The organism is Streptomyces sp. NPDC034049 (genome assembly GCF_055575575.1).
In genome coordinates this window covers 867,351-894,219 of record NZ_JBVISJ010000001.1, presented here as the reverse complement: position 1 = coordinate 894,219, position 26,869 = coordinate 867,351, and the positions used below count along the sequence as shown (strand labels likewise).

Below are 26,869 nucleotides of genomic sequence, written 5' to 3'. Positions count from 1 at the left end.
GCCACCCATGCTGAGGACGGTAGAGCACTAGATCCATCTGCGGTAGACCGTCTACGAGCCACGTACAGACACCCGCACATCATCCCAAGCGTGCTTCGACCCGCTGAATCGCTGCGCTGAGGTACGGCCGAGCCTTGGTGATCGCGTTGTGTACTTCGCTGCCGGGCTCGTACCGCTCCAGGATCTCGTCTATGCGGTGATCGAAGCCGAAGGACTGCCCAGCGGGACCGGTCGTCATGTCGGCGTAGATCAGCGCGTCCAGTACCTCGGAATCCTCGCGCTCGTACACGGCCAGCTCAGCGGTAAGCCCGCGTTGCTCGGCCTCGTAGACGGCACCCGAGTGATGCGCGACCAGCCGGACGAGACGTGCCGACGCACCGAGCCGCTCCAGGTGGCGAGCACCATCGAGGGGGTGAAAGCCGGTCTCCCGGAGCTCCGGGGCGTAGCCGAGGTCATGCAGCCAGGCAGCGGCGATGAGGAGGTCCCGATCACCTTCGGACACAGCCGCGGAAGCCTCGCGTGCACGGGCGGCCACGGCCTGAGTGTGAAGCCAGCGGTTCCCGAGCGGGGGCAACAGGGACTCAGCGAGTTCGGCCGCACCCTGGGGTGCGTCCAGTGCAGAAGGCATGTACGCACGGTAGCCGAGTCGGGCTGGAAGCCGACAGCCCATTGCGGATCATGGCGCGGTCATACTTTCCCTACTTCATCAAGAGCCCGCGCACGGCGCGGGCGCGCGCCGCCTCTGCGGCGCGGCCTGCCTCCTGTCTGCGCCCCGGCTGGCCGCGCCCGGCGGCGCGCTCGGCGGCTGCGGGCATGAAGTGGAAGACACCCTCTATGGCTGGGGCGGTCGGCTCCACGGCTTTAGGCAGCCACTTTGGGGCGAGCCTCTAAGATCATGGCCCCAACGTCGTGCTTTACGGGCAGGTCCACTGACTGCCCGACTCGCCATGAGCTTACGGGGCCATGATCACTCGCCCCAAAGCAGCTCCAGCCCAAAGCCGCTCCACCGACCTCGCATTGCACCAGCAACACTCCGACACCTAGAGAAGCAAATATGCCGATATCATTCACTCGGCTGCAACTTCTTCGTACTTCATCCGCAATTGCCCGATCGTCACCTCCCCAAAAGGTGGATCCGCAACATCACCCTTGGCGCACTTATAGAGCCACAAATAGAATAGCCCGACACCCGACGGAAGCACGTCAAATTCGTCATCCGGACCCTCCGATTCATCGAATTTCCATTCCACATCAGAATCGGCGACATTCACATTCGCCGCCCAGACACCCCCTACCTTCTCATCGGAAATCCAAGAATGCGCAAATCTGGCGATCAATTCCAAATCCCGTTCAATCTCCCGCTTCACATCAAGGAGATTCGCAAATCCGGCAATTTCAAGTTCCCTTCGACGAGCTTCGGAATATTCACGATCCGAGTGCACGAGAGACAGGCCCACAGATTTAGCAATCCGTCGATCAAGCGCCTTAGATGCGGGCTCCCGCCTCGTGAAGGCGTGGACCGAGTCCTGATCGATCCTCACCCCCTTCCACTGTCGACTGCTGGCACCCTCAAGTCTCCGCTGGTGCCGATCCAAGTACTTCCTAATCTCCTGGAATTCGTTGTCGGCAACCTCCAGGAGGCCCGCAACGCGCGAGAACCGCCGCCGAATCTCCACGGGAATCGCATTGGAGCTCTTATATCCAAGATCGTGCTCGATCTCAGCCCAGGCATGCTGAAGGATCGACCTGATTTGAATCTCGAAGGTAACATCACTGAATCTTCCATACTCGGCTAGCTGCGACCTGCGCCCTCCGAGGCGCGCGATGTAATGCAGAGACAAGTAGCCGAATCGATCCGCGTCAAGCAATGCCCTTTTATCCGTAGAATTCTTCTCGTCGATCGTAAATTCATCTCGGATCACTTTGGCTACACGATCTACATCGTCAGGGAAGTACGTAACAATGCGCACACCCAACATGTCTGTCAGATCCGTGATCCCCGTGTATCTCTTCGACGGATTTGCCAACTTACGAACGGTGCTGACTTTCGTCTTAACTCGCGACCGGATGTAGTGGAACTGAATCTCCTTCGAGATAAGCAACTCTCTCAAGAGGGATTCCAATGCAGGTGCAAAATTTCGCAACGGTTCAGTGACTTCTTCGTAGTCCACACCTTTGTCAGACAAGTCCCCTCCAAAGTCGGGCAATACGCATCTATGCACTCTGCATGATAGGTGCTGTCACTAACGCACACGCTTAGAAGTGCCAAAAGCGGTAGGCGCACAGGACGAGGAGGTCTGACGCCGCGAACTCGTCACGCGTACAGCTCTACATGCAAGAGCGCCCTCCCGGGCCGTCCTCGGGCCGTGGAAGGGCGCTCAATGGTGACCAACGTCGACAACTGCCGACAGCTCAGCAGCAGGTCAGAGCAGTGATCGATTAGGTGGCCGCAGGTCACGGCCGCCGATGATCAGTTGTGGCTGTGCAGGATCTCGTTCAGGCCGCCCCAGACCGCGTTGTTCGGGCGGGCCTCGACCGTGCCGGTGACCGAGTTGCGGCGGAAGAGGATGTTCGAGGCGCCGGAGAGTTCGCGGGCCTTGACGACCTGGCCGTCGGGCATGGTGACGCGGGTGCCGGCGGTGACGTAGAGGCCGGCCTCGACGACGCACTCGTCGCCCAGCGCGATGCCGACGCCCGCCTCGGCGCCGATCAGGCAGCGCTCGCCGATCGAGATGATGACGTTGCCGCCGCCGGAGAGCGTGCCCATCGTGGAGGCGCCGCCGCCGATGTCCGAGCCGTCGCCGACGACGACACCGGCGGAGATCCGGCCCTCGACCATCGACGTACCGAGCGTGCCGGCGTTGAAGTTGACGAAGCCCTCGTGCATGACCGTGGTGCCCTCGGCGAGGTGCGCGCCCAGCCGGACCCGGTCGGCGTCGGCGATCCGGACGCCCTTGGGGGCCACGTAGTCCGTCATCCGCGGGAACTTGTCGACGGACGTGACCTGGAGATGCAGACCCTCGGCACGCGCGTTCAGGCGCACCTTCTCCAGCTCGTCGACGGCGACCGGGCCGAGCGAGGTCCAGGCGACGTTGGCGAGCAGGCCGAAGATGCCGTCCAGGCTCTGGCCGTGCGGCTCGACCAGGCGGTGGGAGAGCAGGTGGAGGCGGAGGTAGGCGTCGTGCGTGTCGATCGGCTTCTCGTCGAGCGAGGAGATGACCGTGCGGACCGCGACGACCTCGACGCCCCGGCGCGTGTCGTGACCGATGGCGGCCGTCGCGCCACCGCCCAGCAGCTCCGCGGCGCGCTCGGCGGTCAGCCGCTCGGTGCCGGAGGGGCCCGGCTCGGCGACGAGCTCGGGCGCGGGGAACCAGGTGTCGAGAACGGTGCCGTCGGCGGCGATCGTGGCGAGGCCGGCGGCCACGGCGCCGGTGGTACGAGGAGCAGTCGTGTCGGTCATGAGGGCAACCTAACCAGGAGGGGGGCACGCAGGCCAACCCGCGGCGCGGGCGTCTCAGCGGCCGGGCACGTTGCGGACATACCGTACGGGCCCGCGACGCCGGCCGGCCCGACGGTACGGACACGGGCCGCGGCTCAGGGGATCGCGCGCGCCAGGGCCTCCCGTGCGTACTCCTCGTCGTAGGGCGCCCCGGTCAGCAGGACCTGGAGGCAGATGCCGTCGATGAGGGCGACCAGGGTGCGCGCGGTCACGGGGTCGGTGCGTTCGGCGAGGCAGTCGGCGAAGCCCCGGCCCCACTCGTCGGCGACCGGCCTCAGGGCGGGGCGGCGCAGGGCGGCGAGATAGAGCTCGTACTCGACCTCCAGGCCCGTACGGTCGTCGGCGAACCATTCGCCGCCCAGCGCGGCCAGTTCGGCGGCGAGGTCGGTGCCGGGGTCGCGCAGGGCCTCGCGGGCTGCGACGGTCTTCGCGGAACGCTCGTTGGCCTGCCGCAGCGCGGCGACCATGAGGTCGTCGAGGGTCTTGAAGTGGTACGTCGTCGAGCCGAGCGGGACGTCCGCCTCGGCGGCCACGGCGCGGTGGCTCAACCCGGCGATGCCCTTCTCCCGCACCACCCGGATCGCCGCGTCGATGATCCGCTGCCGCCGCTCGGGGTCGTAACGCCGGGCCATCAGTGGGCGCCTCCCAGGTTCAGCACCACGACCCCCGCGACGATCAGCACGATCCCGGCGATCTTGGCCACGCTCAACCCCTCCCCGAACAGCACCAGTCCGAGGGCGGCGACCGTCGCGGTACCGACGCCGGACCAGATCGCGTACGCCGTGCCGATCGACATCGACTTCAGTGCCTGGGCGAGCAGGACGAAGGAGATGACGTACCCCACCCCGGTGACCAGCGACGGCCACAGCTTGCTGAAGCCCTCGCTGTACTTCATCGCGGTGGTGGCGGCCACTTCGGCGGCTATGGCCGCGGCGAGCAACAGATATCCCATGTGTACGATCGTACACATGATGCGTACGCCTGTACACATCGCGGGACACAGGCGCGCTTATGGGCGGAATTGACCAGCACAGACGGCCAAGAGGCCCTGCATTCGGGGCCGTTCCGTTATGGAAGCGCTCTCCGAATGGGCTCCACGCACACCCCTTGGTCCACTACTGTTTCAACGGTCAATCTCCCGATTGTGTGACGACCGCCAGGGTTTGCACACACGGGTGACACGTACCACCCTCCCTGACCCGCATGACGATTCACGTCCGCCTTGGGCCGACGCCGAAGGAACCGCGCATGCCGCCAAAGAAGCCCGGACCTGATCCGGCCGAGACCACGCCCAACCTTCCGGTGCTCAGATCCGCGAAGGTGTGGGAGACCGGTGTCGCCCCGAACGACACTCGAATACCGGGCACGCGCCGCCTCTGGCTCGCCGGCGCCCTGGCCCTCGCCGTCGTGTCGTCGTGTGTCACCGCGATCACCCTCCAGGGCAGCGGACCTGACGACTCGTCGTCGAAGAACGGGCGCACCACCACCGCCGGTGAGGACCGCGTCCTGCCCTCCCTCTCCCTCCCGCCCGCGTCGCCCCCCGCGACCTCGGCACCGGACGGCAAGAGCGGTCTGTCGGAGCCCCAGGGCTCCGAGGTCGACTCGAAGAACGGCGACGACGGCAAGAAGGACGAGGACACCGGCTCAAAGGACGCAAACTCGTCCGACGACAAGCAGCAGGGCGGTGCGAACCCGACCAGCGAGCCGTCGAAGGCCCCCGCGCCCACCAAGAAGCCGCCGTCCACCTCGACGACGCGCAAGTCCGTACGGTCCGTCAACCACCCGGACCGCTACTGGCATCTGCGTGACGGGGTGATCCAGCTGGACCAGGTGAGCTCCCGCAGCGGCAGCGAGACCAGGGAGGACTCCTCCTTCAAGGTCGTCTCCGGTCTCGCGAACTCCTCCTGCTACTCCTTCCGCATGGCGGACGGCCGCTACGTGCGCCACCAGAACTTCGTGCTCCGCGCGTCCGGCCACGACGGCTCCCGCCTCTTCATGCAGGACGCCACCTTCTGCCCCCGCTCGGGCTATTCGGGCTCGGTCATGCTGGAGTCGGTGAACTATCCCGGCTACTTCGTCCGCCACCGCGATTTCCAGCTCCGCCTGGAACGCGCCGAACACAGCGGCTACTTCTACGCGGACGCCACGTACAGCCTGGTGAAGGGCTTCTCCTGACCGGACGCCACCACCGCGGACATGGGTGTGGCCCCCGGCGATCCGCCGGGGGCCACACCCATGTCACAGCTCTCAGACGTTGAACCCGAGCGCCCGAAGCTGCTCACGGCCGTCGTCGGTGATCTTGTCGGGGCCCCACGGGGGCATCCAGACCCAGTTGATACGGAGTTCGTTGACGAGGCCGTCCGTGGCGGACTTGGCCTGGTCCTCGATGACGTCCGTCAGCGGGCAGGCCGCCGAGGTCAGGGTCATGTCGATCGTCGCGATGTTCGCGTCGTCGATGTGGATGCCGTAGATCAGGCCCAGGTTGACGACATCGATGCCCAGTTCGGGGTCGACGACGTCGTACAGGGCCTCGCGGACCTCCTCCTCGGAGGCCGGCTTCATCTCCAGGGTCTCGCTCATGCCGTCTTCCTTTCGACGTCGGCGTCGGCGCCCAGCGCCTGGGCCGTCGCGTCCTTCCACGCCATCCAGCTGAGGAGGGCGCACTTGACCCGGGCGGGGTACTTGGAGACACCGGCGAACGCGACCGCGTCCTCCAGCACCTCCTCCATCGCGTCGTCCGGCTCGATCTTCCCCTTGGACTGCATCAGCTCCAGGAAGGTCTCCTGGATCTTCCGCGCGTCCGCGAGGTCCTTGCCGACGAGAAGGTCGTTCAGCACGGAGGCCGAGGCCTGGCTGATCGAGCAGCCCTGGCCCTCGTACGACACGTCCGCGATGGTCGTGCCGTCGTACTTCACTCGCAGGGTGATCTCGTCGCCGCACGTCGGGTTCACGTGGTGTACCTCGGCGTCACCGTCCCGCAAGCCCCGGCCGTGCGGGTGCTTGTAGTGGTCCAGGATGACTTCCTGGTACATCGAATCCAGCTTCATGCGATCGCTCGTCCCCTCAGCCGAAGAAGTTCCGTACGTGCTCCAGGCCTTCGACCAGGGCATCGATCTCGGCCGGCGTGGAGTACAGATAGAACGACGCTCGGGTGGTCGCGGGAATTCCGTACCGCAGGCAGACGGGACGGGCGCAGTGGTGGCCGACCCGGACCGCGATGCCCTGCTCGTCGAGGACCTGGCCCACGTCGTGCGGGTGGATGTCGCCGAGGGTGAAGGAGATCGCCGCGCCCCGGTCCTCGGCCGTGGCGGGGCCGATGATCCTGAGGTCCGGGACCTCCGTGAGCCGCTTCACCGCGTACTCGGTGATCGCGTGCTCATGGGCGAGGATCTTGTCCATGCCGATGGAGTTCAGGTAGTCGATCGCCGCGCCGAGGCCGACCGCCTGCGCGATCGGCGGGGTGCCCGCCTCGAACTTGTGCGGGGCGGGGGCGTACGTCGACGAGTGCATCGACACCGTCTCGATCATCTCGCCGCCGCCGAGGAACGGAGGCAGGTCCTCCAGGAGCTCCTGGCGGCCCCAGAGCACGCCGATGCCCGTCGGACCGCACATCTTGTGGCCGGTGAAGGCCACGAAGTCGGCCTGGAGCGCCTGCACGTCCAGCGGCATGTGCGGCGCGGCCTGCGAGGCGTCGATGCAGACCAGCGCACCGACCTCCTGCGCCCGGCGCACTATCGCCTCGACGGGGTTGACCGTGCCGAGGATGTTGGACACCAGCACGAAGGAGACGATCTTCGTCTTCTCGGTGATGATCTCCTCGATGTTGGAGAGGTCGAGTCGGCCGTCGTCGGTCAGCCCGAACCACTTCAGCTTCGCCCCCGTGCGCTGCGAGAGCAGCTGCCACGGCACGATGTTGGAGTGGTGCTCCATCTCCGTGATGACGATCTCGGTCTCGGCGTCCACGCGGTAGGGCTCGTCGGCCCAGCCCAGCATGTTCGCCACGAGGTTGAGCGACTCGGAGGCGTTCTTGGTGAAGATCACCTCGTCGCGCGAGGGCGCGTTGATGAAGGCTGCGACCTTGTCGCGCGCTCCCTCGTACAGCGCCGTGGCCTCCTCGGCGAGCACATGCACACCGCGGTGGACGTTGGCGTTGTAGCGCTCGTAGTACTCGCTCAGGGCGTCCAGCACCTGGCGCGGCTTCTGCGAGGTCGCCGCGTTGTCCAGGTACACGAGCTTCTTACCGTCGTGGACCTGGCGGTCCAGGATGGGGAAGTCCTTGCGGATCGCCTCGGTGTCGAGGAGGCCCGGCAGCTGTGTCACGCGGATGCGCCACCCTTCGTGTATACCTCGTAGCCCTCGTTCTCCAGCTTGTCGGCGAGCTCGGCGCCGCCGGACTCGACGATGCGCCCGCCGGAGAAGACGTGGACGAAGTCGGGCTTGATGTAGCGCAGGATGCGCGTGTAGTGGGTGATCAGCAGGGTGCCGACCTCGCCGGTCTCGCGGACGCGGTTGACGCCCTCGGAGACGATGCGCAGCGCGTCGACGTCCAGACCGGAGTCCGTCTCGTCGAGGATCGCGACCTTGGGCCTCAGCAGCTCCAGCTGGAGGATCTCGTGGCGCTTCTTCTCACCGCCGGAGAAGCCCTCGTTGACGTTGCGCTCGGCGAAGGCGGGGTCCATGTTGAGGCGCTGCATGGCCTCCTTGACCTCCTTCACCCAGGTGCGCAGCTTGGGGGCCTCGCCGCGGATGGCGGTGGCGGAGGTCCGCAGGAAGTTGGAGACCGAGACGCCGGGGACCTCGACCGGGTACTGCATCGCCAGGAACAGGCCCGCGCGGGCGCGCTCGTCGACGGACATCTCCAGGACGTCCTCGCCGTCGAGCAGCACGGTGCCGCCGGTGATCGTGTACTTCGGGTGACCCGCGAGGGAGTAGGCGAGGGTCGACTTGCCGGAGCCGTTGGGGCCCATGATGGCGTGCGTCTCGCCCTGCTTCACGGTGAGGTCGACGCCCTTGAGGATCTCCTTCGTGGCGTTGTCGGCCTCGACGGTGACGTGCAGGTCTCGGATTTCAAGCGTTGCCATGGGTGCCTCAGGACTCCTGGGTGAGGGAGACGAGCACGTCGTCCCCTTCGATCTTTACGGGGTATACGGGGACGGGGCGCGTCGCGGGTAGGCCGGACGGCTTGCCGGTTCTGAGGTCGAACGCGGAGCCGTGCAGCCAGCACTCGATCTGACAGTCCTCCACCTCGCCCTCGGAGAGCGAGACGTTCGCATGGGAGCAGATGTCGTGGATGGCGAACACCTCCCCCTCGGTCTGCACGACCGAGACCGGCGTGCCGTCGAGTTCCACCCGCTTGGGGGTGTCCTCCTCCAGCTCGCTCAGCCCACAGGCTCGTACATAGGTCGACATCAGACCGACGCCTCCAGCTCCTCGTCGATCTTCACGAGAAGGCGTTCCTGGATGTCGTCCACACCGATCTGCTGGACCAGCTCGGCGAAGAAGCCACGGACCACGAGGCGGCGGGCCTCCTCGGCCGGGATGCCGCGGGCCATCAGGTAGAAGAGCTGCTCGTCGTCGAAGCGGCCGGTCGCCGAGGCGTGGCCGGCGCCGACGATCTCGCCGGTCTCGATCTCCAGGTTCGGCACGGAGTCGACCCGGGCGCCGTCCGTGAGGACCAGGTTCCGGTTCATCTCGTAGGTGTCGGTGCCCTCGGCCTTGGCCTCGATCAGCACGTCGCCGATCCAGACCGCGTGGGCGCCGTCGCCCTGGAGCGCGCCCTTGTAGACCACGTTCGACTTGCAGTGCGGGGTGTTGTGGTCGACCAGGAGGCGGTGCTCCTGGTGCTGCCCCTTGTCGGTGAAGTAGAGCCCGAACAGCTCGGCCTCGCCGCCGGTCCCGGCGTAGGCGACGCGGGGGTGGAGGCGGACGACGTCGCCGCCGAAGGTGACGACGATCGACTTGAAGGACGCGTCCCGGCCGACCAGGGCGTTGTGCTGGGCCACGTGGACGGCCTTGTCGTCCCAGTCCTGGACGGAGACGACGGTCAGCTTGGCGCCGTCGCCCAGGACGTAGTCGACGTTGGCGGCGAGCACCGCGTCACCGGTGTGGTCGATGACGACGACGGCCTCGGCGAAGGCGCCCAGCTCGATCACCTGGTGGGCGAAGGCGGTGCCGCCCTCGCCGTGCACGGCGATCCGGATCGGCTCGGCGAGGACCGTCTCCTTGGGGACGGTGATCACGCCGGCCTTCTCGAACGCCGAGTAGGCCTGGGCGGCGACGCGGTCCACCGGGGTGCCGGCCCTGCCGAGGCGGGCGTCGTCGCGGCCGACGGCCTCGACGGTGACGCCCTCGGGGGCCTGGACGTCGACCTTCAGGCCGTCGCCGGTGGCGACGGCGGTGCCGTCGTGCAGCCCGCGCAGGCGCTCCAGCGGGGTGAACCGCCACTCCTCCTCGCGGCCGTGCGGCACGGGGAAGTCCGCCACGTCGAAGGACGGGGGCGCGCTCATGCGCGTGGCGACGGTCGACTCGGCGGCCACCGCGATCGAGCCGGCGGTGGTGCTCCCCACCGGGATGTTCTGAGCCTCAGCCATGGCTGTCGGTCTGCTCTCTTCCTACGTTTTTCGATCTTCGGCCCGCCCCGGAGAGGCGGGCCGCCTGCTGCTGGACCGGAGGGCGGTGCTTAGCCGACCGCGCCTTCCATCTGCAGCTCGATCAGCCGGTTGAGCTCCAGCGCGTACTCCATCGGCAGCTCCTTGGCGATCGGCTCGACGAAGCCGCGCACGATCATCGCCATCGCCTCGAACTCGCTGAGGCCGCGGCTCATCAGGTAGAAGAGCTGGTCCTCGGAGACCTTGGAGACGGTCGCCTCGTGGCCCATGGAGACGTCGTCCTCGCGGACGTCCACATAGGGGTAGGTGTCGGAGCGGGAGATGGTGTCGACGAGCAGCGCGTCACACAGGACGTTCGACTTCGAGCCCGGGGCGCCCTCGCCGATCTCGATCAGGCCGCGGTAGGAGGTGCGGCCACCGCCGCGCGCCACCGACTTCGACACGATGTTCGAGGAGGTGTTCGGGGCCATGTGGACCATCTTGGCGCCGGCGTCCTGGTGCTGGCCCTCGCCCGCGAAGGCGATGGAGAGGGTCTCGCCCTTGGCGTGCTCGCCCATCAGGTAGACGGCGGGGTACTTCATCGTCACCTTGGAGCCGATGTTGCCGTCGACCCACTCCATGGTCGCGCCCTCGTAGGCCACGGCGCGCTTGGTGACCAGGTTGTAGACGTTGTTCGACCAGTTCTGGATGGTCGTGTAGCGGCAGCGGGCGCCCTTCTTGACGATGATCTCGACGACCGCGGAGTGCAGGGAGTCCGACTTGTAGATCGGGGCCGTACAACCCTCGACGTAGTGGACGTAGGCGTCCTCGTCGACGATGATCAGCGTCCGCTCGAACTGGCCCATGTTCTCCGTGTTGATACGGAAGTAGGCCTGGAGCGGGATCTCCACGTGCACGCCCTTCGGCACGTAGATGAAGGAACCGCCGGACCACACCGCGGTGTTCAGCGACGCGAACTTGTTGTCGCCGACCGGGATGACGGTGCCGAAGTACTCCTTGAAGAGCTCGGGGTGCTCCTTCAGGGCGGTGTCGGTGTCGAGGAAGATGACGCCCTGCTCCTCCAGGTCCTCGCGGATCTGGTGGTAGACGACCTCGGACTCGTACTGGGCGGCGACACCGGCGACGAGGCGCTGCTTCTCCGCCTCGGGGATGCCGAGCTTGTCGTAGGTGTTCTTGATGTCCTCGGGCAGGTCCTCCCAGGACTCCGCCTGCTTCTCCGTGGAACGCACGAAGTACTTGATGTTGTCGAAGTCGATGCCGGAGAGGTCCGAGCCCCAGTTCGGCATGGGCTTCTTCTCGAACAGGCGCAGACCCTTGAGACGGAGCTTGGTCATCCACTCCGGCTCGTTCTTCTTGGCGGAGATGTCCCGGACGACGTCCTCGTTGATGCCACGCTTGGCAGAGGCGCCGGCCTCGTCGGAGTCCGCCCAGCCGTATTCGTACTTACCCAGGCCCTCGAGCTCGGGGTGGGCTGTCTCCTCGATGGGGAGAGTCATGCGGGGTTCCTCCCGGCCGTGCTTGCGGATGCGTTGGTGGCTGTCTTGGAAATTCTGGGGATGAACGTCGTGCAGACGCCGTCGCCGTGGGCGATGGTGGCCAGCCGCTGGACGTGTGTACCGAGCAGTTCGGCGAAGAGCTCGGTCTCGGCCTCACAGAGCTGCGGGAACTGCTCGGCCACATGGGCCACCGGGCAGTGGTGCTGGCAGAGCTGCTCGCCCTGGTGGGGGTGAGGGGCACTGCGTGCCGCAGCAGCGTACCCGTCGGCGCTCAAGGCCTTGGCCAGGGCTTCGGCCTTCTCGTCGGGGTCCGCGGCCTCGACCGCCTCGCGGTAGGCCCTGGCCTGGGCGGCGACCCGGGCGCGGGCGAAGGCGGCGACCGCCTGCTCCCCGCCCTCCTGGTCGGCGATCCAGCGCAGCGCGTCGGTCGCGAGCTTGTCGTACGACTGGTCGAAGGCGTCCCGTCCGCAGTCCGTCAGGGCGAAGACCTTGGCCGGGCGCCCGCGCGTACGCGTGCCGTAGACGCGCTGCTCGCGGGGTTGCACGACATCGTCGGAGACCAGGGCGTCGAGGTGGCGGCGGACGGCCGCCTGGGTCAGCCCCAGACGCCCGGCGAGGTCGGCGACGGTGGACGGGCCATGGGACAGGATGGACCGCGCGACCCGGTTGCGGGTGGACCGCTCACCGGTCGCGAGTTCCTCCTGCGGAGCCTCACCGACGTTTTTCACAACGCCATTGTTGCGTAATTCCTCAGAGCTGGGCAAGCCGCGCCCGGCCGGGCGGGCGGTGCCGTGCATCACTTAGGCATACCTAAGCTGACCTGGGGAAACGATCACTGATCGATCAAACCGGTGGCGTCGCGCGGAGCGCTCCGGAAGACTGCCACACCATGTCGACAACCCCTCCCACCGGCCCACTTGTCACCCGCGCCGGCCTGGCGGCGGACCTGCGCGCCGCCGGGGTCGAGGCCGGCGAGACCCTCCTCGTGCACTCCTCGCTCAGCTCGCTCGGCTGGGTCTGCGGAGGCGCCGTGACGGTCGTGCGCGCGCTGCTCGACGCGCTCGGTCCGGAGGGCACCCTGGTCGTGCCCAGCCAGTCCGGCGACCTCTCGGATCCCGCGCTCTGGGCGAATCCGCCGGTGCCCGAGGAGTGGTGGGAGACCATTCGCGCCACCATGCCCGGATACGACCCGGCGACCACCCCCACCCGCGGCATCGGGGTGATCCCGGAGACGGTGCGGACCTGGCCGGGAGCGCTGCGCAGCGCCCACCCCCAGACCTCCTTCGCGGCGATCGGCCCGGGCGCGGCGGCGCTCCTCGCGGACCACGCCACCGACTGCCGCCTGGGCGAGCGCAGCCCCCTGGCCCGGCTGGAGGCGGCGGGCGCCCGGGTCCTGCTGCTCGGCGCGGGCTACGACGCCTGCACCTGCTTCCACCTGGCCGAGTACCGGATCCCCGCACCGCTGGTGGAGGTCGGGCGGCCCGGCCCGGACGGCTGGGAGGTGGTGACCGAGGTGTCCATCGACTCGGACCGCTTCGACGAGCTGGGCCACGACTTCGAGCGCGACCGGGGCATCCGCCGGACCAGGGTGGGCGGGGCGGACGTACGTCTGTTCCCAGTGGCGGACGCGGTGGCGTACGCCGAGCGCTGGCTCCCCGTGCACCGCCCCCGTGAGGAGGAGATCTCCGGACCCGCCCGCCTCGGCACCCGGCCGCGTACCTAGACTCGGGCCCATGCGAAGTGACCCCGTGGTCCAGGTCCGGTCCCTGGTGAAGCGGTACGGCGACAAGACCGCGGTGGACGGCCTGGACCTGGTGGCCGGGGTGGGCGTGACCGCCGTGCTCGGCCCGAACGGCGCCGGCAAGACGACCACGATCGAGACCTGCGAGGGCTACCGGAGGCCGGACTCCGGCTCGGTGTCCGTCCTCGGCCTCGACCCGGTCCGCGAGGCGGCCGCGCTGCGCCCCCGGATCGGCGTGATGCTCCAGTCCGGCGGCGTCTACTCCGGCGCCCGCGCGGAGGAGATGCTCCGGCACGTGGCGAAGCTGCACGCCCACCCGCTCGACGTGGACGCCCTGATCGAGCGCCTGGGCCTCGGCAGCTGCGGCCGGACGACGTACCGACGGCTCTCCGGCGGTCAGCAGCAGCGGCTCGCCCTGGCGATGGCCGTCGTCGGCCGGCCCGAGCTGGTCTTCCTCGACGAGCCGACCGCCGGTCTCGACCCGCAGGCCCGCCGGGCCACCTGGGAGCTGGTGCGCGACCTGCGCGCGGACGGGGTCTCGGTCATCCTCACCACGCACTACATGGACGAGGCCGAACAGCTCGCGGACGACGTCGCGATCATCGACGGCGGCAGGGTCAGGGCCCAGGGCTCGCCCGAGGAGCTGTGCCGGGGCGGCGCCGAGAACACCCTGCGCTTCACCGGACGGCCCGCCCTCGACGTCGGCTCCCTGCTGAAGGCCCTGCCGGCGGACTCCACCGCAGTCGAACTGACGCCCGGCGTGTACCGGGTGACCGGCAAGATCGACCCCCAGCTGCTCGCGACGGTCACCTCCTGGTGCGCCCAGCACGGGGTGATGCCGGACCGGATCTCGGTGGAACGGCACACCCTCGAAGACGTCTTCCTGGAGCTCACGGGCAAGGAGCTGCGTTCATGAGCGCGCGTACGGGCACGGGGTCCTACACACCGATGCCGGGGGCCGCCCCGCTGACCCGCATGATCGCGGCACAGGCGGCGCTGGAGACGAGGATGCTGCTGCGCAACGGCGAGCAACTGCTGCTGACGGTCGTCATCCCGACGCTGCTGCTGGTGCTGTTCGGCTCGGTGGACATCGTCGACACGGGCGAGGGCGAGGCGGTCGACTTCCTGACGCCCGGCATCCTGGCGCTGGCCGTGATGTCGACGGCGTTCACCGGGCAGGCCATCGCCACCGGCTTCGAGCGCCGCTACGGCGTGCTGAAGCGGCTGGCGGTCTCGCCGCTCCCCCGCTGGGGGCTGATGACGGCGAAGACCCTGTCCGTGCTGGTCACGGAGGTCCTCCAGGTCGTCCTGCTCACGGTGATCGCCTTCGCGATGGGCTGGGACCCGCACGGGAACCCCCTGGCCGTGCTGCTCCTGCTGGTCCTCGGCACGGCGGCCTTCTCCGGCCTCGGTCTGCTGATGGCGGGCACGCTGAAGGCGGAGGCGACACTGGCGGCGGCGAACCTCGTCTTCCTGCTGCTCCTGGTCGGCGGCGGTGTGGTGGTCCCGCTGGAGAAGTTCCCGGACGCGGCGCAGAGCGTGCTCGGGCTGCTGCCGATCGCGGCCCTGTCGGACGGGCTGCGGGACGTCCTCCAGCACGGCGCCGGGGTGCCGTGGGGCGACCTCGGGATCCTCGCCGGCTGGGCGGTGCTCGGGCTGGGCGCGGCGGCACGCTTCTTCCGCTGGGAGTGAGCGCAGGCCGACGCCGGGAGCAGCCGCAGGTCGCAGGGGGCGTGACAGGGGCCTGTACCCCTCGTGAATGTGTGCACAAGCGGCGGCCTACGATGGGGGCGTGCCGAAAGTGACCCGTGACGACCTCGTCTCCGCCGCGCGCAACCCGCTCGCCTTCATCGCCGAACGCTGGACCCCGGACCCCAGAACGGTCCGGCGGGCGGCCCTCGCCGCCCTCGTCATGGCGGTGGTGATCGTGGTGACCGGCGGCGCCGTGCGGCTCACCGGCTCGGGCCTCGGCTGCCCGACCTGGCCCAAGTGCACCGACGACTCGCTCACCGCCACCCGTGAGATGGGCGTGCACGGCGTCATCGAGTTCGGCAACCGCATGCTGACGTACGTGCTGTGCGCGGCGGTCGGCTGGGCCATCATCGCGGCACGCTCCCAGAAGCCCTACCGGCGCGATCTGACCCGGCTGGGCTGGGCGCAGTTCTGGGTCGTCATGAGCAACGCGGTGCTCGGCGGCATCGTCGTGCTGGTCGGCCTCAACCCGTACACGGTGGCTGCGCACTTCATGCTCTCGACCGCGCTGATCGCCGTCGCCGCCGTGATGTGGCACCGCACCGGCGAGAGCGACACGGCCCCGCGTCCGCTGGTCGGCCAGGCGGTGCGGCAGCTGGTGTGGGTCCTGGTCGGCGTGACGCTGCTGCTGATCGCGGTGGGCACGGTCGTCACCGGCGCCGGTCCGCACGCCGGTGACTCGAGCGAGGTGTATCGCATCCCGCTGAACTGGGAGAACGTCACCAAGCTGCACGCCGTGCTGGCCTGGATCGTGGTGACGCTGACCTTCGCGCTGTGGTTCGTCCTCAAGGCCGTGGACGCTCCGGCCGGTCCGCTGCGCCGCACCCGCGACCTGTTCCTGATCCTCCTCGCCCAGGGCCTCATCGGCTACGTGCAGTACTTCACCGACCTCCCCGAGCTCCTGGTCGGCGCCCATATGTTCGGCTCCTGCCTGGTGTGGATCGCGACCCTGCGGGTGCTGCTGTCGCTGCGGGAGCGGCCGGCGGACGAGGTCGACGTGTCCGCCGCGGCGGCGCAGACGCCGGTCGCGGCGCGCGGCTGAGTCAGCCGTACGCCGCCACGAGGTCGTCGATCGCGGGGCCGAGGAACAGCCGGGTCAGTTCGGCCCGGTACGGCACCTCCTCGGTCGGTTCGCCGTATCGGCGCCGCCGGACGTCCTCGACCACCTCGGCGGGCGCACCCAGCGCGGGCAGCAGGTCCAGGGCCTCGCGCTTGGAGAGCAGGCGGCCGTCGCGCAGGGTGGCGGTGGCGCGGGCGAAGGTGAGCAGCCCGAGGTCGACCCAGACGTCCCGCTCCCAGAGAGGGGCCTTGTCCACGGCCGGGCGCCAGAACTCCCGCTGGTCGCGGACGACGAAGGCGTCCAGCTCGATGTCGGAGACGGGCGGCACCAGCGCCCCGGGCGGTTCGCCGTGCAGGACCAGGCCGAAGGTGTGCAGTTCGCGCCGGGTGACCGGGGTGACCGTCCGCCGGAACAGGTGCCGGTGCGCCCAGGTGAGGTGCGGGCGGTCGGTGTCGGCCGCCGTGGCCGGCGTCAGATAGGTGCAGTGCAGCTGGCCGGCGAGGCGGTCGTGGCGCAGCCGGGCGTGCAGCCGTCCGACCGTCCAGGCGGTGCGGGCGGTGACCGGGCCGTCCAGGACGGCGATCAGGTCGAGGTCGCTGCGGCCCTCCCGGTAGTCGCCCCCGCCGAGGGAGCCGTGGGCCCAGACGGCGAGCGGGGCGAGGGCGCCCAGTTCGTCGAGGAAGTGTCCGAGCAGGGCCGCCGTGTCGGTGTCGGTGAGCGGGCCGGGTAAGCCGGTGGTCGGGTCGCTGCGTGTCATGCGCCCAGTCTGGACAGCCCGGGCGGGCGCCGTACACCCGACGGCTCACTCCAGCCCGTACACCCGGCGTGCGTTGCCGGCCGCGATGAGTCCCGCCACGCGCTGGGCGTCCGTCAGTGACCAGGCGCCCTCCGCCACCCAGGTGCCGAGCACCCGTGCGAGTGCCTCGCGGAACAGCCGGGCGCCGACGACGTGCAGCTCGGGCAGGCCGTGGGCACCGCTGGAGAAGAGGAGCTTGCCGAAGGGGGCGAGTTCCAGGACCTCGGCGAGCACGGCGGCGGCCCGTGCGCCGGTGCGGACCAGTTCGGCGCCCAGGTCGGCGTAGACGTGCGGGAAGACGACGGCGAGGTGGGCGGCGTGGCGGTGGTACGGGTAGCCGTGCAGCAGGATCAGGTCGGTGCCGAGGCCCGCCGTGGCGCGGGCGAAGCCGGTGAGCAGCACGGGGTCGGTGGCGTCGATCCGCAGGCCCGGTTCGCCGAGGCCCGCGTGGAGTTGCAGGGGGCGGCCCGAGGCGACGGCGATCCACAGCAGGTGGCGCAGGAGGACCGGGTCGGTGAGCGCCCCGCCGACCGGCCGGTGGGCGAGCCAGCGCCCCGCCGCGCCGCGCACCTCCCCGGCGCCGGGTGGCTCGGGCGCGATCGCCAGGCCGTGCCGTACGCCCGCGACGGACGCGAAGGCGACGGCGTTCGCGGCGGCCGCGTGCACCGACTCGGCGAGATTGGCCAGGAACGACTCGACGGTGCCGGAGGTGTCGGCGACCTGTTCGGCGAGGAGTTCGAGGCGGACGATCTCGTGGGCGTCCGCGTTTGAGGTGGAGGCCATCTCGCGGGGGCCGGTGAGGTCGCCGGGCAGGCCCGTGTCGACGAGGTAGGTGGTGACACCGCTGCCGCGCAGGAGTCTGCGGCCGGCCTCCAGTACGCCCAGTTCGCGGCGCCGGGCGAGATAGCGGGCCGGTGGGCAGTGCGGTTCCAGGCCCAGCAGGGGCGGGCACCAGCGGCGTACGGCGAAGCCCGTCTGGGTGTCGAAGAAGGTGGTGCCGGGGGCCGGTGGGCCCTCGCTGCGGGCGAGGTGGGCCTCGAAGGTGCCGAGGCCCAGCTCCGTGCGCAGTACGCCGTGGCAGTACTGGTCCACGAGGGACGGCGTGTCGATCATCGGGCTCCCCGAGGCTGGACCTGTGAACTCCCACAGGTCCTAACGGGTGAGCCGGGCTCAGGTGTTGCTGTTGCCGGGGCCGCCGACCTGGATTCCGGCCATCCGCGACCACTCGTACGGTCCGGTGCGGACCTTGGCGGCGAACTCTCCGTCGAAGTCCTCGTGGACGGTGACGCCGGACTGGGCGACGGCCGCCTCGGCGATCGCGTACGTCGGGGCCACGAGGTCGCCCCAGCCGCCGTCCTCACCGACCAGGACGATGCGTGCGCCGAGCTGGCCGATGTAGGCGACCTGGGCCTCGGCGCCTCCGTGGGCCTTGGCGAAGGTGCCGATCTGCTTGGCCAGCTTGGCCGCCCTGCGGTCGGCCTTCGCGGTGGCCTTGGCGTCCTTGGCCTCGTCTGCCTGCTTGGTGTCTGCCATGGTCAGGATGCTACCGATGGGTAGAGCGGGCGGCGACGGTGAGGTGAGTGGGGTTGGCCACTCGCCGTTGTGTCTTGCCGCGAGTGGGCGCGTGCGGGTTGTGCGTGGTTGCTCGCGCAGTTCCCCGCGCCCCTTACGGGGCCCTCAGCGCAGGAAGGGGTCCACCGCCACCGCCACGAAAAGCAGGGACACGTAGGTGATCGACCAGTGGAACAGGCGCATTTCCTTGAGCTTGGCGCCGGTCGTGCCGTTCTTCGCCCGGGTCTGGAGGGCGTGCGCCTCCCAGAGCCACCAACCGCCCGTGACCAGGGCGACCGCCGTGTAGAACCAGCCGGTGTAGCCGAGGGGGGTCAGCATCAGCGAGACGGCGACCATGACCCAGCTGTAGATGACGATCTGCTTGGCGACCACCTTGTTGGAGGCGACCACGGGGAGCATCGGGACGCCGACGCGGGCGTAGTCGTCCTTCACCTTCATGGACAGGGGCCAGTAGTGCGGCGGGGTCCAGAAGAAGATGACGAGGAAGAGGATGACCGCGGCCCACGACATCGAGTTCGTCACCGCGGACCAGCCGATGAGGACGGGCATGCAGCCGGCGATGCCGCCCCAGACGATGTTCTGCGACGTACGCCGTTTGAGGATCATCGTGTAGACGACGACGTAGAAGAGGAGCGCCCCGAGCGACAGCCAGGCGGACAGCCAGTTGACGAGGACGCCGAACCAGGCGGTGGAGACGACCGCGAGGGTGATGCCGAAGAGCAGGCCCTCACGCGGGGTGACCATGCCGGTGACCAGCGGGCGCTGCGACGTGCGCTCCATGAGCGCGTCGATGTCCCGGTCGATGTACATGTTGAGCGCGTTGGCGCCGCCCGCCGAGAGGTAGCCGCCGACGCAGGTGGCGAGCACCAGCCAGAGGTCCGGGACGCCCTGTTCCGCCAGGAACATCACCGGAACCGTGGTGATCAGCAGCAACTCGATGATCCGCGGCTTCGTGAGCGCCACGAACGCCTTGACTCGGGCCCCGATCGGCCGCTGACCCCGGCTGCTGCTCGTGCTGCTCGCGCCAAGCACGCCCGGTGGACGGGATTCGACGGCCGTCACGCACACCCCTGACAGAGACTCCTCAGCAAGCCTCCGGATGTGAACTCCCCGTGACGGCTCGCGCGTACCACGCCACTGTAGACGTTGCCCAGAGCCAGCCTTTCAAGGGGGTCGGGTCGTGTTGGCAGGCGCCCGCCGGGGAGGCGCACACACTTCGGTTGAGCAGTCGGATGAGCGGCTCCGTATTCAGATGTCGAACAGCGGAACCCCCAGGTCTCACCATGCGGAACACGGGTCGGGAGGCGGACCGGACCCAGTCCCGTCAGTCTGGAATGACTCGAAAAAATGCGCGTTCCTACGGGGGTAGGCTCGAGAACGGCCGGTGCCGTGAAGAACACCGGCACGAGACATGTGGAGAGGAGCCCTGACCCAGGGTGAGCACCAAGCCGACCACTACAGACCTCGCGTGGACCGAATTGGACCAGCGGGCCGTCGACACCGCCCGGATCCTGGCCGCCGACGCCGTCCAGAAGGTCGGCAACGGCCATCCGGGTACGGCGATGAGCCTCGCGCCCGCCGCGTACACCCTCTTCCAGAAGGTGATGCGCCACGACCCCGCCGACCCCGACTGGGTGGGCCGTGACCGGTTCGTCCTGTCCGCCGGCCACTCCTCCCTGACCCTCTACATCCAGCTGTACCTGGGTGGCTTCGGCCTGGAGCTGGCCGATCTGGAGGCCTTCCGCACCTGGGGTTCCAAGACCCCGGGCCACCCCGAGTACGGCCACACCAAGGGCGTCGAGACGACCACCGGGCCGCTCGGCCAGGGTGTCGCCAACGCCGTGGGCATGGCGATGGCCGCCCGCTACGAGCGCGGTCTGTTCGACCCCGAGACCCCGCAGGGCGAGTCGCCGTTCGACCACCACATCTTCGCCATCGCCGGTGACGGCTGCCTCCAGGAGGGCATCTCCGCCGAGGCGTCCTCGCTGGCCGGGCACCAGAAGCTCGGCAACCTGGTCCTGCTGTGGGACGACAACCACATCTCGATCGAGGGCGACACCGAGACGGCCGTCTCCGAGGACGTCACCAAGCGGTACGAGGCCTACGGCTGGCACGTGCAGCGTGTCGAGCCCAAGGAGAACGGCGACCTCGACCCGGTCGCGCTGTTCGCGGCGATCGAGGCCGCGAAGGCGGTCACCGACAAGCCGTCGTTCATCGCGATGCGTTCGATCATCGCCTGGCCCGCCCCGAACGCGCAGAACACCGAGGCCGCGCACGGCTCGGCGCTCGGCGCGGACGAGGTCGCGGCCACCAAGCGGGTCCTCGGCTTCGACCCCGAGAAGAGCTTCGACGTCGCGGACGAGGTCATCGCGCACACGCGTGCCCTCGGTGAGCGTGGCCGTGAGGCCCGTGCCGTCTGGGAGAAGCAGCTCCAGGAGTGGCGCGACGGCAACGCCGAGCGGGCCGCCGAGTTCGACCGGATCAGCGCGGGCGAGCTGCCCGAGGGCTGGGAGTCGCACCTGCCGGAGTTCGAGACGGGCAAGGGCGTCGCGACGCGTGCCGCGTCCGGCAAAATCCTCCAGGCGCTGGGCGCGGTGATCCCCGAGCTGTGGGGCGGCTCCGCCGACCTCGCCGGGTCGAACAACACCACGATCGACAAGAACAGTTCGTTCCTCCCGGCGGACAACCCGCTGCCGGAGGCGGACCCCTACGGCCGCACGATCCACTTCGGCATCCGCGAGCACTCCATGGCCGCGGAGATGAACGGCATCGCGCTGCACGGCAACACCCGTATCTACGGCGGCACGTTCCTCGTGTTCTCCGACTACATGCGCAACGCCGTGCGCCTGTCCGCGCTGATGCACCTGCCGGTGACGTACGTGTGGACGCACGACTCCATCGGTCTCGGTGAGGACGGCCCGACGCACCAGCCGGTCGAGCACCTCGCCTCGCTGCGCGCGATCCCCGGCCTGAACGTGGTCCGCCCGGCCGACGCCAACGAGACGGCGATCGCCTGGCGCGAGATCCTCAGGCGCTGGACCAAGGAGTTCGGCAAGGGCGCCCCGCACGGTCTGGCGCTGACTCGTCAGGGCGTGCCGACGTACGAGGCCAACGAGGATGCCGCCAAGGGCGGTTACGTCCTGTTCGACGCCGAGGACGGCGACGCGCAGGTCATCCTCATCGCCACCGGCTCCGAGGTGCACGTGGCCGTGGAGGCCCGTGAGCGGCTGCAGGCGCAGGGCGTGCCCACGCGGGTGGTGTCCATGCCGTCCGTGGAGTGGTTCGAGGAGCAGGACCAGGGGTACCGGGACAGCGTTCTGCCGCCGTCCGTCAAGGCGCGTGTCGCGGTCGAGGCCGGGATCGGGCTGACCTGGCACAAGTACGTCGGCGACGCCGGTCGCATCGTTTCGCTGGAGCACTTCGGCGCTTCGGCCGACGGCAAGGTCCTCTTCCGCGAGTTCGGCTTCACTGCCGAGAACGTGGCCGCGGTCGCGCAGGAATCCCTCGCCGCCGCTCAGCGCTGACGCTTACACACGACACGTAGGAGATGTAATCCATGACAGACGCACTCAAGCGCCTCTCCGAAGAAGGCGTGGCGATCTGGCTGGACGACCTGTCGCGCAAGCGCATCACGTCCGGCAACCTCGCCGAGCTGCTCGACCAGCAGCACGTCGTGGGCGTCACCACCAACCCGTCGATCTTCCAGAAGGCGATCAGCAGCGGTGACGGCTACGAGCAGCAGGTCTCCGACCTCGCCGCCCGCAAGGTCACCGTCGAAGAGGCCATCCGCATGATCACGACGGCGGACGTCCGCGACGCCGCCGACATCCTGCGCCCGGTCTTCGACGCGACCGGCGGCCAGGACGGCCGGGTCTCCATCGAGGTCGACCCGCGTCTCGCCCACAACACCAAGGCGACCGTCGCCGAGGCCAAGCAGCTGGCCTGGCTGGTGGACCGCCCCAACACCCTGATCAAGATCCCGGCGACGAAGGCGGGCCTGCCCGCGATCACCGAGACCATCGGTCTCGGCATCAGCGTCAACGTCACGCTGATCTTCTCGCTGGAGCGCTACCGCGCGGTCATGGACGCGTACCTGGCGGGTCTGGAGAAGGCCAAGGAGCGCGGCCTGGACCTCTCCAAGATTCACTCGGTGGCGTCCTTCTTCGTGTCCCGTGTGGACACCGAGATCGACAAGCGCCTCGACGCGCTCGGCACCGACGAGGCCAAGGCCGCGCGCGGCAAGGCCGGTGTCGCCAACGCCCGTCTCGCGTACCAGGCGTACGAGGAGGTCTTCTCGGACGGCCGCTGGGCCGCGCTGGAGAGCGCGGGCGCCAACAAGCAGCGTCCGCTGTGGGCCTCGACCGGCGTCAAGGACCCGGCCTACAAGAGCACCCTGTACGTCGACGAGCTGGTCGCGCCGAACACGGTGAACACCATGCCGGAGGCCACGCTGGAGGCCACCGCCGAGAGCGGTGAGATCCGCGGCAACGCGATCGCCGGGACGTACGAGCAGTCGCGTGCCGAGCTGGACGCGGTGGAGAAGCTCGGGATCTCGTACGACGAGATCGTGCAGCTGCTGGAGGACGAGGGCGTCGAGAAGTTCGAGGCGTCCTGGAACGACCTGCTCAAGTCGACCGAGGCGGAGCTCCAGCGCCTCGCACCCTCGGAGGGCTGAACACCTTGTCGAGCAGCAATCCGCTGCGTGACGCCGCGGACCGACGGCTCCCGCGTATCGCGGGGCCGTCGGGCCTGGTCATCTTCGGCGTCACAGGCGATTTGTCACGTAAAAAGCTGATGCCTGCCGTGTACGACCTCGCCAACCGCGGACTGCTGCCGCCGGGCTTCTCGCTCGTCGGCTTCGCGCGCCGGGAGTGGGCCAACGAGGACTTCGCGCAGGAGGTGCACGACGCGGTCAAGGAGCACGCGCGGACGCCCTTCCGCGAGGAGGTCTGGCAGCAGCTCATCCAGGGCATGCGGTTCGTGCAGGGCACCTTCGACGACGACGAGTCCTTCGAGCGGCTGCGCGACACCATCGAGGAACTGGACAAGGCGCAGGGGACGGGCGGCAACTTCGCCTTCTACCTCTCCGTTCCGCCGTCCGCGTTCCCGGTCGTCATCCAGCAGCTGAAGAAGCACGGTCTGGCGGACCAGAGCGGTGGCTCGTGGCGGCGCGCGGTCATCGAGAAGCCGTTCGGCCACGACCTGAAGTCGGCCGAGGACCTCAACACGACCGTGGAGGAGGTCTTCGCCCCGGACCAGGTCTTCCGGATCGACCACTACCTGGGCAAGGAGACCGTCCAGAACATCCTGGCGCTCCGCTTCGCCAACACGATGTTCGAGCCGATCTGGAACCGGTCCTTCGTCGACCACGTGCAGATCACGATGGCCGAGGACATCGGCATCGGCGGCCGGGCGGGCTACTACGACGGTATCGGCGCCGCCCGTGACGTCATCCAGAACCACCTGCTCCAGCTGATGGCGCTGACCGCGATGGAGGAGCCCGCCTCCTTCGACGCGGACGCGCTCGCCGCCGAGAAGACCAAGGTGCTCGGCGCGGTGAAGCTGCCGAAGGACCTGGGCCGGGACACCGTGTTCGCGCAGTACGCGGCCGGCTGGCAGGGCGGCGAGAAGGTCATCGGCTACCTCGAAGAGGACGGCATCGACCGCAAGTCGAAGACCGACACGTACGCGGCGATCAAGGTACAGATCGACAACCGCCGCTGGGCGGGCGTCCCCTTCTATCTGCGCACCGGCAAGCGGCTCGGCCGCCGGGTCACCGAGATCGCGGTCGTCTTCCAGCGCGCCCCGCACTCCCCCTTCGACTCCACCGCCACCGAGGAGCTGGGCCAGAACGCGATCGTCATCCGCGTCCAGCCGGACGAGGGCGTGACGGTCCGCTTCGGTTCCAAGGTGCCGGGCACCTCCATGGAGATCCGGGACGTGTCGATGGACTTCGCGTACGGCGAGTCCTTCACCGAGTCGTCGCCCGAGGCGTACGAGCGCCTCATCCTCGACGTCCTCCTCGGCGACTCCAACCTCTTCCCGCGCACCGAGGAGGTCGAGCTGTCCTGGAAGATCCTCGACCCGATCGAGGAGTACTGGGACAAGCACGGCAGGCCCGCGCAGTACCAGGCGGGCACCTGGGGTCCCGTCGAGGCGGACGAGATGCTGGAGCGAGACGGACGGAGCTGGCGCCGGCCATGAAGACGGACCTCACGGACACCACGGCCAGCAAGATCAACAAGGCGCTGGTGAAAGCCCGGCGGGCGATAGGCACCCCCGCCGTCGGCATGGTGCTCACGCTGGTCATCGTGACGGACGAGGAGAACGCGTACGACGCGCTCAAGTCCGCCAACGACGCCTCCCGCGAGCACCCCTCGCGCACGATCGTGGTGATCAAGCGCGTCTCCCGCTCCCCTCGCGACCGTACGAAGTCCCGCCTCGACGCCGAGGTACGGGTGGGCGCGGACGCGGGCACCGGTGAGACGGTCGTGCTCCGGCTGTACGGCGAGGTCGCGGACCACGCCCAGTCGGTGGTGCTCCCGCTGCTGCTGCCGGACGCGCCGGTGGTCGTCTGGTGGCCGGTGAACGCGCCGCTCGACCCGGCCCGTGACCCGCTGGGCGCGCTCGCCCAGCGCCGGGTCACCGACAGCTACGCCGCCGAGAAGCCCATCGAGGAGCTGCGGGCCCGCGCGGACAACTACGAGCCCGGCGACACGGATCTGGCCTGGACCCGGATCACGCCCTGGCGCTCCATGCTGGCCGCCGCGCTCGACCAGGTGGACTGCGAGGTCATCTCCGCGGAGGTGCAGGGCGAGCAGTTCAACCCGAGCGTGGAACTGCTGGCCATGTGGCTGGCGGACCGGCTCCATGTGCACGTACGGCGTGGGGTGTCGGCCGGGCCGGGCCTCAACGAGGTGCGGATGCTGACCAGCACCGGGCCCATCCGGCTGTACCGTCCGGCCGGAGGGCTCGCCCTGCTCACGCTGGAGGACCAGCCGGACCGGGCGGTGGCGTTGAAGCGCCGCGAGACGTCCGAGCTGCTGGCGGAGGAGCTGCGCAGGCTGGACCCCGACGACACGTACGCCTCCGCGCTGCGGTTCGGGGTGGACCGGTTGGGCGGCGGGCTGAGCGGTGCGGCGGGCGGTGCGCCCGCCGCGGCGACCTCGGCGGGCGCCGGCGGTGCGGGGTCCGTGGGTGCGGGGTCCGTAGGTGCCGGGTCGGGGACCTCGTCCGGTGGGGCGGGGGACGCGTCTGCGTCCGTCGCGGGATCGGTGCCGGGTTCCGTGCCCGGGTCCGTGCCGGGTTCCGTGCCCGGGTCCGTGCCGGGTTCGGTTTCCGGCTCCGGGCCGGGGCTCGGGGCGGCTGTGGCGTCCGCGGCGTCCGCCGCGCGGGCGGCCGCGGCGTTGCCTCCGGCTGCTCCTTCGGGGGCGTCGGGGGCGGCGGGGTCCGCCGGTGACGGTGACTCCGAGCGGCCGACTCCGGCGCAGATGCCGCCCGTGAAGAAGGCGAACTCGTCATGAGCACACCGCAGTTGGTCGTGCACCGCGACAAGGAGCTGATGGCGCGGGCCGCTGCGGCCCGGCTGATCACCAAAATCGTGGACGCGCAGGCCTCGCGCGGCTACGCCTCGGTCGTCCTCACCGGCGGTCGCAACGGCAACGGGCTGCTCGCCGCGCTGGCGGCGGCGCCCGCCCGGGACGCGATCGACTGGGGCCGGCTGGATCTGTGGTGGGGCGACGAGCGGTTCCTGCCCGAGGGCGACGCCGAGCGCAATGTCACCCAGGCCCGGGAGGCGCTGCTGGACTCGGTGCCGCTGGACCCGAAGCGGGTGCACGCCATGCCCGCCTCGGACGGGCCGTGGGGTGCCGATGTGGACGCGGCGGCCGCGTCGTACGCGGAGGAGTTGGCGCGGGCGGCGGGGCCGGAGAACCACGGTTCGGTGCCGACGTTCGACGTGCTGATGCTGGGCGTCGGGCCGGACACCCATGTGGCCTCGCTCTTCCCGGAGTTGCCCGCCGTGCGGGAGACCGAGCGGACGGTGGTGGGAGTGCGGGGAGCGCCGAAGCCGCCGCCGACGCGGGTCACGCTGACGCTGCCGGCGATTCGGGCGGCGCGTGAGGTGTGGTTGCTCGCGGCCGGGGAGGACAAGGCCGGGGCGGCGGCGATCGCACTGTCCGGTGCGGGCGAGATCCAGGCCCCGGCGGCGGGGGCGACCGGGAGGTCGCGAACCCTGTGGCTGCTGGACGCGGCGGCGGCGTCCCGCCTGCCGCGCGCCCTGTACCCACCGGCCTCACCGTGAAGGGTTGACTCGCCCCCGCCGCCCCTACCCGTCCCATCCCCAG

Annotated in this window: 27 protein-coding genes; 10 read left to right on the top strand and 17 right to left on the bottom strand. The window is 69.3% G+C overall.

Annotated elements, in window-relative coordinates; all coding sequences use genetic code 11:
- Window positions 1-79 precede the first annotated feature (79 nt).
- From ACZ52C_RS03940 to ACZ52C_RS03920, 5 genes are all read right to left on the bottom strand, one after another.
- The gene (locus ACZ52C_RS03940; RefSeq protein ID WP_469073257.1) at window positions 80-628 is read right to left on the bottom strand and encodes an HD domain-containing protein; all 549 of its coding nucleotides are present in this window, start codon (window positions 626-628) and stop codon (window positions 80-82) included.
- Window positions 629-1,067: 439 nt separating this feature from the next.
- Complete coding sequence (locus ACZ52C_RS03935) at window positions 1,068-2,171, bottom strand: GTP pyrophosphokinase (protein ID WP_469073256.1); 1,104 nt, start codon at window positions 2,169-2,171, stop codon at window positions 1,068-1,070.
- Between the two features lie 299 nt (window positions 2,172-2,470).
- On the bottom strand, window positions 2,471-3,460 hold the full coding sequence (gene dapD, locus ACZ52C_RS03930) for a 2,3,4,5-tetrahydropyridine-2,6-dicarboxylate N-succinyltransferase (RefSeq protein WP_469073255.1): 990 nt from the start codon (window positions 3,458-3,460) through the stop codon (window positions 2,471-2,473).
- Between the two features lie 134 nt (window positions 3,461-3,594).
- Window positions 3,595-4,131 carry a TetR/AcrR family transcriptional regulator gene (locus tag ACZ52C_RS03925; RefSeq protein WP_045560914.1) on the bottom strand — a complete coding sequence of 179 codons (537 nt, stop codon included), beginning with the start codon at window positions 4,129-4,131 and terminating at the stop codon, window positions 3,595-3,597.
- Entirely contained in the window at window positions 4,131-4,451 is a 321-nt protein-coding gene (locus ACZ52C_RS03920) for a DMT family transporter (protein ID WP_469073254.1), read from the bottom strand. Before ACZ52C_RS03920 ends, ACZ52C_RS03925 begins: the two co-directional genes overlap by 1 nt.
- 296 nt (window positions 4,452-4,747) lie before the next feature.
- Between ACZ52C_RS03920 and ACZ52C_RS03915 the strand changes: the two genes are divergently transcribed.
- Window positions 4,748-5,674 carry an AbfB domain-containing protein gene (locus tag ACZ52C_RS03915; RefSeq protein ID WP_469073253.1) on the top strand — a complete coding sequence of 309 codons (927 nt, stop codon included), beginning with the start codon at window positions 4,748-4,750 and terminating at the stop codon, window positions 5,672-5,674.
- Between the two features lie 72 nt (window positions 5,675-5,746).
- Here the strand turns inward: ACZ52C_RS03915 and ACZ52C_RS03910 are convergent, their stop codons facing one another.
- The 8 genes from ACZ52C_RS03910 to ACZ52C_RS03875 all read right to left on the bottom strand — a co-directional run bounded on the left by ACZ52C_RS03910 (window position 5,747) and on the right by ACZ52C_RS03875 (window position 12,331).
- Window positions 5,747-6,079, bottom strand: coding sequence for a metal-sulfur cluster assembly factor (locus tag ACZ52C_RS03910; protein ID WP_020130530.1), 333 nt, complete (start codon window positions 6,077-6,079; stop codon window positions 5,747-5,749).
- Window positions 6,076-6,546 (bottom strand): Fe-S cluster assembly sulfur transfer protein SufU, encoded by a 471-nt coding sequence (gene sufU, locus ACZ52C_RS03905; RefSeq protein WP_033527154.1) that lies wholly within the window; start codon window positions 6,544-6,546, stop codon window positions 6,076-6,078. Before sufU ends, ACZ52C_RS03910 begins: the two co-directional genes overlap by 4 nt.
- A gap of 16 nt (window positions 6,547-6,562) precedes the next feature.
- Window positions 6,563-7,819: a cysteine desulfurase gene (locus ACZ52C_RS03900; protein WP_469073252.1), complete on the bottom strand. Its 1,257-nt coding sequence runs from the start codon at window positions 7,817-7,819 to the stop codon at window positions 6,563-6,565.
- Window positions 7,816-8,580 (bottom strand): Fe-S cluster assembly ATPase SufC, encoded by a 765-nt coding sequence (sufC, locus tag ACZ52C_RS03895; protein ID WP_326583645.1) that lies wholly within the window; start codon window positions 8,578-8,580, stop codon window positions 7,816-7,818. Before sufC ends, ACZ52C_RS03900 begins: the two co-directional genes overlap by 4 nt.
- Window positions 8,581-8,587: 7 nt before the next feature.
- Window positions 8,588-8,908, bottom strand: a complete 321-nt coding sequence (locus tag ACZ52C_RS03890) for a non-heme iron oxygenase ferredoxin subunit (protein ID WP_239753293.1) — start codon at window positions 8,906-8,908, stop codon at window positions 8,588-8,590.
- Complete coding sequence (sufD, locus tag ACZ52C_RS03885) at window positions 8,908-10,089, bottom strand: Fe-S cluster assembly protein SufD (protein ID WP_469073251.1); 1,182 nt, start codon at window positions 10,087-10,089, stop codon at window positions 8,908-8,910. The genes ACZ52C_RS03890 and sufD overlap by 1 nt, the downstream gene beginning before the upstream one ends.
- 89 nt (window positions 10,090-10,178) lie before the next feature.
- On the bottom strand, window positions 10,179-11,603 hold the full coding sequence (sufB, locus tag ACZ52C_RS03880; protein WP_045560921.1) for a Fe-S cluster assembly protein SufB: 1,425 nt from the start codon (window positions 11,601-11,603) through the stop codon (window positions 10,179-10,181).
- Window positions 11,600-12,331, bottom strand: coding sequence for a helix-turn-helix transcriptional regulator (locus ACZ52C_RS03875; protein WP_469073250.1), 732 nt, complete (start codon window positions 12,329-12,331; stop codon window positions 11,600-11,602). The genes sufB and ACZ52C_RS03875 overlap by 4 nt, the downstream gene beginning before the upstream one ends.
- Before the next feature lie 161 nt (window positions 12,332-12,492).
- On the opposite strand from ACZ52C_RS03875, the gene ACZ52C_RS03870 reads away from it, so the two are divergent.
- The 4 genes from ACZ52C_RS03870 to ACZ52C_RS03855 all read left to right on the top strand — a co-directional run bounded on the left by ACZ52C_RS03870 (window position 12,493) and on the right by ACZ52C_RS03855 (window position 16,138).
- Window positions 12,493-13,326 (top strand): AAC(3) family N-acetyltransferase, encoded by an 834-nt coding sequence (locus ACZ52C_RS03870; RefSeq protein ID WP_469073249.1) that lies wholly within the window; start codon window positions 12,493-12,495, stop codon window positions 13,324-13,326.
- Between the two features lie 10 nt (window positions 13,327-13,336).
- Window positions 13,337-14,260 (top strand): ABC transporter ATP-binding protein, encoded by a 924-nt coding sequence (locus tag ACZ52C_RS03865; RefSeq protein WP_469073248.1) that lies wholly within the window; start codon window positions 13,337-13,339, stop codon window positions 14,258-14,260.
- Window positions 14,257-15,036, top strand: a complete 780-nt coding sequence (locus ACZ52C_RS03860) for an ABC transporter permease (RefSeq protein ID WP_469073247.1) — start codon at window positions 14,257-14,259, stop codon at window positions 15,034-15,036. Before ACZ52C_RS03865 ends, ACZ52C_RS03860 begins: the two co-directional genes overlap by 4 nt.
- A 67-nt stretch (window positions 15,037-15,103) precedes the next feature.
- The gene (locus ACZ52C_RS03855; protein WP_469073246.1) at window positions 15,104-16,138 is read left to right on the top strand and encodes a COX15/CtaA family protein; all 1,035 of its coding nucleotides are present in this window, start codon (window positions 15,104-15,106) and stop codon (window positions 16,136-16,138) included.
- Between the two features lies 1 nt (window position 16,139).
- Here the strand turns inward: ACZ52C_RS03855 and ACZ52C_RS03850 are convergent, their stop codons facing one another.
- The 4 genes from ACZ52C_RS03850 to ACZ52C_RS03835 all read right to left on the bottom strand — a co-directional run bounded on the left by ACZ52C_RS03850 (window position 16,140) and on the right by ACZ52C_RS03835 (window position 19,586).
- The gene (locus ACZ52C_RS03850) at window positions 16,140-16,913 is read right to left on the bottom strand and encodes a DUF4111 domain-containing protein (RefSeq protein ID WP_469073245.1); all 774 of its coding nucleotides are present in this window, start codon (window positions 16,911-16,913) and stop codon (window positions 16,140-16,142) included.
- A gap of 45 nt (window positions 16,914-16,958) precedes the next feature.
- Window positions 16,959-18,065 carry an amidohydrolase family protein gene (locus ACZ52C_RS03845; RefSeq protein ID WP_469073244.1) on the bottom strand — a complete coding sequence of 369 codons (1,107 nt, stop codon included), beginning with the start codon at window positions 18,063-18,065 and terminating at the stop codon, window positions 16,959-16,961.
- 57 nt (window positions 18,066-18,122) lie between these two features.
- Window positions 18,123-18,485: a hypothetical protein gene (locus tag ACZ52C_RS03840; RefSeq protein WP_469073243.1), complete on the bottom strand. Its 363-nt coding sequence runs from the start codon at window positions 18,483-18,485 to the stop codon at window positions 18,123-18,125.
- Window positions 18,486-18,629: 144 nt separating this feature from the next.
- Complete coding sequence (locus ACZ52C_RS03835; RefSeq protein WP_469073242.1) at window positions 18,630-19,586, bottom strand: heme o synthase; 957 nt, start codon at window positions 19,584-19,586, stop codon at window positions 18,630-18,632.
- A gap of 374 nt (window positions 19,587-19,960) precedes the next feature.
- Between ACZ52C_RS03835 and tkt the strand changes: the two genes are divergently transcribed.
- From tkt to pgl, 5 genes are read left to right on the top strand one after another with little or no spacing between them, the layout of a single operon-like run.
- The gene (tkt, locus tag ACZ52C_RS03830; protein WP_469073241.1) at window positions 19,961-22,048 is read left to right on the top strand and encodes a transketolase; all 2,088 of its coding nucleotides are present in this window, start codon (window positions 19,961-19,963) and stop codon (window positions 22,046-22,048) included.
- 32 nt (window positions 22,049-22,080) lie between these two features.
- Window positions 22,081-23,199 carry a transaldolase gene (gene tal, locus ACZ52C_RS03825; protein WP_469073240.1) on the top strand — a complete coding sequence of 373 codons (1,119 nt, stop codon included), beginning with the start codon at window positions 22,081-22,083 and terminating at the stop codon, window positions 23,197-23,199.
- Window positions 23,196-24,728: a glucose-6-phosphate dehydrogenase gene (gene zwf, locus ACZ52C_RS03820; RefSeq protein ID WP_469073425.1), complete on the top strand. Its 1,533-nt coding sequence runs from the start codon at window positions 23,196-23,198 to the stop codon at window positions 24,726-24,728. Before tal ends, zwf begins: the two co-directional genes overlap by 4 nt.
- Complete coding sequence (gene opcA, locus ACZ52C_RS03815) at window positions 24,725-26,047, top strand: glucose-6-phosphate dehydrogenase assembly protein OpcA (protein WP_469073239.1); 1,323 nt, start codon at window positions 24,725-24,727, stop codon at window positions 26,045-26,047. Before zwf ends, opcA begins: the two co-directional genes overlap by 4 nt.
- Window positions 26,044-26,826 (top strand): 6-phosphogluconolactonase, encoded by a 783-nt coding sequence (gene pgl, locus ACZ52C_RS03810; RefSeq protein WP_469073238.1) that lies wholly within the window; start codon window positions 26,044-26,046, stop codon window positions 26,824-26,826. The genes opcA and pgl overlap by 4 nt, the downstream gene beginning before the upstream one ends.
- Window positions 26,827-26,869: the final 43 nt, after the last annotated feature.